The 3,743-nt window shown below is 55.0% G+C and carries 2 rRNA genes; both read right to left on the reverse strand.

Annotation, left to right across the window (positions count from 1 at the left end):
- Positions 1-1,498 (reverse strand): 23S ribosomal RNA (locus AC5RUU_RS19575); the annotation flags it as partial.
- A 532-nt stretch (positions 1,499-2,030) separates the two neighbouring features.
- Positions 2,031-3,556, reverse strand: a 16S ribosomal RNA gene (locus tag AC5RUU_RS19580).
- Between the last annotated feature and the right edge of the window lie 187 nt (positions 3,557-3,743).

Raw genomic sequence — 3,743 nt, forward strand, 5'->3', positions numbered from 1 at the left:
TCCATCGACTACGCCTGTCGGCCTCGCCTTAGGTCCCGACTTACCCAGGGCAGATTAGCTTGACCCTGGAACCCTTGATCATCCGGCGGACGGGTTTCTCACCCGTCTTTCGCTACTCATGCCTGCATTCTCACTCGTGTAGGCTCCACCGCTGGTTTCCACCGCGACTTCACTGCCCACACGACGCTCCCCTACCCATCCACACTCCTGAACCACAAAGGCTAAGAACATGTGTGAATGCCACAACTTCGGCGGTGTACTTGAGCCCCGCTACATTGTCGGCGCGGAATCACTTGACCAGTGAGCTATTACGCACTCTTTTAAGGATGGCTGCTTCTAAGCCAACCTCCTGGTTGTCTGAGCAACTCCACATCCTTTCCCACTTAGCACACGCTTAGGGGCCTTAGTTGGTGGTCTGGGCTGTTTCCCTCTCGACTATGAAGCTTATCCCCCACAGTCTCACTGCTGCGCTCTCACTTACCGGCATTCGGAGTTTGGCTGACGTCAGTAACCTTGTAGGGCCCATTAGCCATCCAGTAGCTCTACCTCCAGCAAGAAACACGCAACGCTGCACCTAAATGCATTTCGGGGAGAACCAGCTATCACGAAGTTTGATTGGCCTTTCACCCCTACCCACAGCTCATCCCCTCCATTTTCAACTGAAGTGGGTTCGGTCCTCCACGACGTCTTACCGTCGCTTCAACCTGGCCATGGGTAGATCACTTCGCTTCGGGTCTAGATCACGCCACTGCAACGCCCTATTCAGACTCGCTTTCGCTACGGCTGCCCCACACGGGTTAACCTCGCGACGTAACACTAACTCGCAGGCTCATTCTTCAAAAGGCACGCCGTCACAACTACAAGGCTGCTCCGACGGATTGTAAGCACACGGTTTCAGGTACTGTTTCACTCCCCTCCCGGGGTACTTTTCACCTTTCCCTCACGGTACTGGTCCGCTATCGGTCATTAGGGAGTATTTAGGCTTATCAGGTGGTCCTGACAGATTCGCACGGGATTTCTCGGGCCCCGTACTACTTGGGATACTCTCACAGGCGGCACAAACGCATTACGGTTACGGGACTAACACCCTCTCTGGCCGGCCTTTCAAAACCGTTCACCTATGCGCGCACATCACACCCCACCAGCCCGGCAGAACTGGTATGGAAAGTCCCACAACCCCGACCATGCAACGCCCGCCGGCTATCACACATGGAACGGTTTAGCCTGATCCGCGTTCGCTCGCCACTACTAACGGAATCACTATTGTTTTCTCTTCCTGCGGGTACTGAGATGTTTCACTTCCCCGCGTTCCCTCCACGCACCCTATGTGTTCAGGTACGGGTCACCAAGTCACTCGCGCGCTTGGCGGGGTTTCCCCATTCGGACACCCTGGGATCACAGTCCGGTTATCGACTCCCCCAGGCTTATCGCAGATTCCTACGTCCTTCTTCGGCTCCTAATGCCAAGGCATCCACCGTGTGCTCTTAAAAACTTGACCACAAAAGATCAACAACAAAAACACTCGAGAGAACCACAGAAACCAACCACACCAAACAGTGCAGCCAGATCCAGGTTCCAATTCTTGGAAATTGCTTTCTCCACAAAAAACCCAAAGGCTCTTCATGGAAGATGCTCGCGTCCACTATGTAGTTCTCAAACAACAACCCCACACCACACACCCCACACACCCGGCCCCCGAAGGAACCACCAGCGCATGAAACGTCATGGCAGGGAAACCAGAAACAAACAAACCCAAAGAACAAGGTCACCCCCGCCCCCCGGCCCTGTTGCCTCAGGACCCAACAGTGTGCCAAACACCACCCGGCAGACCAGACCACACAACGTTCCTGAACACACCCCCAAGGGAGTAGCGTCCGTACTAGCAAAAATGATCCGTGCCACCAGGCACCTATTCGTTGATATTCCACCCATGAGCACCCGCCACGAAACATACGTCCGTGCTACGGGCCTACTCCTGACAAACCCCCACCAACGCATACACGCGGCCAGGATCCGTAGGCGCTCCTTAGAAAGGAGGTGATCCAGCCGCACCTTCCGGTACGGCTACCTTGTTACGACTTAGTCCCAATCGCCAGTCCCACCTTCGACGGCTCCCTCCCACAAAGGGGTTAGGCCACCGGCTTCGGGTGTTACCAACTTTCGTGACTTGACGGGCGGTGTGTACAAGGCCCGGGAACGTATTCACCGCAGCGTTGCTGATCTGCGATTACTAGCGACTCCGACTTCATGGGGTCGAGTTGCAGACCCCAATCCGAACTGAGACCGGCTTTTTGGGATTAGCTCCACCTCACAGTATCGCAACCCTTTGTACCGGCCATTGTAGCATGCGTGAAGCCCAAGACATAAGGGGCATGATGATTTGACGTCGTCCCCACCTTCCTCCGAGTTGACCCCGGCAGTCTCCTATGAGTCCCCACCATCACGTGCTGGCAACATAGAACGAGGGTTGCGCTCGTTGCGGGACTTAACCCAACATCTCACGACACGAGCTGACGACAACCATGCACCACCTGTAAACCAGCCCCAAAGGGGAAACCACATTTCTGCGGCGGTCCGGTCCATGTCAAGCCTTGGTAAGGTTCTTCGCGTTGCATCGAATTAATCCGCATGCTCCGCCGCTTGTGCGGGCCCCCGTCAATTCCTTTGAGTTTTAGCCTTGCGGCCGTACTCCCCAGGCGGGGCACTTAATGCGTTAGCTACGGCGCGGAAAACGTGGAATGTCCCCCACACCTAGTGCCCAACGTTTACGGCATGGACTACCAGGGTATCTAATCCTGTTCGCTCCCCATGCTTTCGCTCCTCAGCGTCAGTTAATGCCCAGAGACCTGCCTTCGCCATCGGTGTTCCTCCTGATATCTGCGCATTTCACCGCTACACCAGGAATTCCAGTCTCCCCTACATCACTCTAGTCTGCCCGTACCCACCGCAGATCCGGAGTTGAGCCCCGGACTTTCACGGCAGACGCGACAAACCGCCTACGAGCTCTTTACGCCCAATAATTCCGGATAACGCTTGCGCCCTACGTATTACCGCGGCTGCTGGCACGTAGTTAGCCGGCGCTTCTTCTGCAGGTACCGTCACTTTCGCTTCTTCCCTACTGAAAGAGGTTTACAACCCGAAGGCCGTCATCCCTCACGCGGCGTCGCTGCATCAGGCTTTCGCCCATTGTGCAATATTCCCCACTGCTGCCTCCCGTAGGAGTCTGGGCCGTGTCTCAGTCCCAGTGTGGCCGGTCACCCTCTCAGGCCGGCTACCCGTCGTCGCCTTGGTAAGCCATTACCTCACCAACAAGCTGATAGGCCGCGAGTCCATCCAAAACCACAAAAGCTTTCCACCAACCACCATGCGATAGTCAGTCATATCCGGTATTAGACCCAGTTTCCCAGGCTTATCCCAGAGTCAAGGGCAGGTTACTCACGTGTTACTCACCCGTTCGCCACTAATCCCCGATGCAAGCACCGGATCATCGTTCGACTTGCATGTGTTAAGCACGCCGCCAGCGTTCATCCTGAGCCAGGATCAAACTCTCCGTTGAAGTAAAACAAAAACAGACACAACCACAACCAGCGGAAATAACACCAGAAATGGCCGCACAAAATTTGAAACCAGCTGTAAAAACCAGACCACCCACAGGGGCGGGCAGCCCGATCAATTCAACCAATCAAAAAACAATCGGTATCAACAAACTTGGCACACTATTGAGTTCTCAAACAACAGACACA

The organism is Arthrobacter sp. K4-10C (assembly GCF_059090085.1).